This is a genomic window from Bacillus sp. JJ783, assembly GCF_036963225.1.
Classification (GTDB): Bacteria; Bacillota; Bacilli; order Bacillales; family Bacillaceae_G; genus Bacillus_A; species Bacillus_A cereus_U.
In genome coordinates this window covers 3,050-6,140 of sequence record NZ_JBALMG010000176.1, presented here as the reverse complement: position 1 = coordinate 6,140, position 3,091 = coordinate 3,050, and the positions used below count along the sequence as shown (strand labels likewise).

Here is a 3,091-nt window from a genome sequence, read left to right as displayed (position 1 = left end):
TACGTTTTTCTTCTTTTACCGATATCGCCCAGGCTGTAACAACATCCGAACCATATCCATTCCCTTGAAACTCAGCTAACGTTTCCACACTCGCTTCAGAAGCCTCTGGGCTGCTTCTTGCACTACAACATATAGAAACTACTTGTTCATTTTCAACAATTGCAAAATAAGGTTGCCTCCATTCCATCTGTTCTATTAGATTAGGGAAATTTTCTCGCAAAAGCTCTTTATTTTTCTCTGTTATTTGTATCGCCCTAGTCGGCTTATTTAAATTATTTGGAAACATGTAAGCAGAACCCACCCAAATATTCTCCACCGTTCTCTCATCATTTAATACTTTAATAATCTTTGTTATCTCTATATGATTTGAACATTCTAAAATTAATTTCTCAATCTTACTTATCATTTCACTATCCAGATTATAATGATATCTCTTTATATTCCCTTCACGAGTTCTGCCAAGAAAAAAACGCGGTGCTTTCGGATTTCCCTGTTCATTTACACATATCATTTTTCCTACTTGATTATGAACAAATAAAACCTCTGCCTGAATTGCTATTAACTCAAGTTCTGAAAGCCCCATTTATATCCTCCTTAGTTACTATGTGTAGTCTCCATATACTATCCATCCATACTCTATTTTTCATGTTCAAAACAAAAACCCCATTTAAATACACATTACTGAATCCATCATACTAAATGACTTCTTCATTCTGTCTATCTAAATGGGATTAATTCGTACCCTTTATTTCTTCTTCTTTTTACTCCATTGGTTGTTGTGGCTGCACTACTTCATTCGCTCCAGCTACCCTCAACATATTCGCAATATCTTTAAAACCTCTTTTTTCAGCATGTTGCAATGGCGTAGTCCCTTCATTGTTAGCCATATTTACATCCGCTCCATGCTCAATAAGCATTTGAATTACCCTTTTATGGCTGTCACTACCATTTCCTAACACAATCGTTTCTAATAATGCTGTCCCACCACGATTATTTTTATAATTCACATCAATATCCGTATGTTCTAATAATTCTTTTACGACCTCTACATGACCACGCTCTGATGCAGAAATTAATGCTGTTCCACCCGACCTAGTAGTTTCTTTCGTATTAGCACCTGCATTAATTAGTAGTTTTACGATGTCTGTATAGCCCTCTCTGCTAGCATAAAGAAATGGATTGCTTTGTTTTTCATCTTGGATTTCAATATCGGCTCCTGCATCAATTAACGCTTTAACTGTCTCTATATGATTTTGATACACCGCTGCCAAGATAGGTGTTTCTCCATTATCGCCCTCTACGTTTATATTTGCCCCGTCCTTTATTAATTTCATAGTCGTTTCTGTATCACCTAGGGTCGCAGAAAGCAATAATTGCTTATCCATTAAATTTATACCAGTCTCTTCTTTATCTTTTTCCTTTTCTTTATGCTTTTCTTGCTTTTTTTCGTTTTTTTCGTTTTTCACGTGAACCGGTTTCGATTCAGGTTCTTCTTGCTTATCACAAGCCACTACCATCATTAAAAGTCCTAATAATGTACATAATAAAATTTTTTGTTTTCTCACAACTACAGCTCCTATGAAAGATAATGTTTTCTTAACCATTCCTCCATCACATGCAATAACTCTTCTTCAATAGATTTATCCATAAGTACCTTATATTCCTTCTTCAATTGTCATAGTATACTTATGCTCATGTTTTCTCAACATATAATTCATGTTTGGAATGATATGCCACCCAGCTCCATCATTAATATTATGGAGCAATTAGTTTAGCATGTTTCAGCGATACTTGTACATCTTTGTTACCCTTAATTACTCAAATACACATAGTAATCACTCTGAATATGTCACTATTTTATATTGTAACTGTTCTTCTAACTATTTTACACCTTTTATCTTTCCGTTTTTCATCTCATCAGCCAAAGAAAAGAACAACCTTAGATGGTTGTCCTTTATGTAACTACTGTTTCGGATTAATGAGAATGTCCTCCGCTATTCCCTTTTTTCGGTTTCCCTATCATCTCTTTATTCATTTCCCACCTATGCTCTGATAAATCTTTATAGGAAAGGACCGCCCCAGTATATTTAGACACAAAACTTTCTGCATCTTTTTTATCTTTAAAAGAAATTACGTTATAAGCCATAGGTGTTGTTATTGTTTTATCATATACATAAGTTGCTTCCTGCAATGGAATCCAATCTTTCGTATCGTAGTCTCGCACAAATTTTTCTTTCATATTCTCATTTTTATTGTTATCCATCCATTTATACATGCAGCCAATATCATCAAATTTTAATGCTTTTCCATTCTCCAAAATAATTTCTGTTGTGAATTGATTATCCATTACCCCTATTTGACAAATATCACACTTATCGTTTTTCTCATCAACTGCAACAACTTCTATTTCCTTTTTTCCACACCCTACTACTGTAAATACGAAACATAAACATATAGCAAGCGCAGCATACTTTACTCTCATCCTTATTTCCTCCCTAAAAAACAATATAATCCCCCTCAACGAGAATACATTATTTCAAAATATCTAGTCGTTATATTTATATTCAACTAGAAGAATATCAAAAAACTGTGTGAGATTTGTGAAAAAACAATGTTCTTTTTGTAATATATGGAACAAAAAAGAGATGTGCAGTTACTTCTACACATCTCTCATCATTCACAACCAGTAATTAATAAATCATCTTCCAACTTAACTAATAATGTGTCCGTATCAATGTTCTGTCCAACTTCTACATTTACTAATCTTATATTTCCACTGATCCCTACTACGATTTTTTCAATCTCGCCGTCATTTTTTCGGATCATCATTAATTTCTCCCATTCATATACGTAAGAGGACTCATTAATAAAAATCTCTTCTACTATTCCTGTACATGAACTATAAATTTCTTCTATTCTTGTTTCCATTCAAAATCTACTCCCTACTTCACGCGCTTCTCTTTTTCACCTTATTCTACCATTCTTGTACGAAAGCATTTATCTTTTTAAAAATTCAAAATTACCTCGTGAACAAAATGATCAAAATAAAGATTATGTTTCTAATGATGTTATTTCTTTAATTATTTACCAT

4 protein-coding genes are annotated in these 3,091 nt (G+C 33.4%); all 4 read right to left on the bottom strand.

The features are described 5' to 3' along the window. Positions 1 to 583: GNAT family N-acetyltransferase (locus V7038_RS26910; protein ID WP_335695895.1), on the bottom strand; the 583-nt coding region annotated here is incomplete at its 3' end. 178 nt (positions 584 to 761) lie between these two features. Continuing rightward, entirely contained in the window at positions 762 to 1,604 is an 843-nt protein-coding gene (locus tag V7038_RS26905) for an ankyrin repeat domain-containing protein (protein WP_206771598.1), read from the bottom strand. A 371-nt stretch (positions 1,605 to 1,975) separates the two neighbouring features. After that, complete coding sequence (locus tag V7038_RS26900) at positions 1,976 to 2,482, bottom strand: nitrous oxide reductase accessory protein NosL (protein ID WP_002201833.1); 507 nt, start codon at positions 2,480 to 2,482, stop codon at positions 1,976 to 1,978. A gap of 191 nt (positions 2,483 to 2,673) precedes the next feature. Beyond that, on the bottom strand, positions 2,674 to 2,928 hold the full coding sequence (locus V7038_RS26895; RefSeq protein WP_199661428.1) for a hypothetical protein: 255 nt from the start codon (positions 2,926 to 2,928) through the stop codon (positions 2,674 to 2,676). Positions 2,929 to 3,091: the final 163 nt, after the last annotated feature.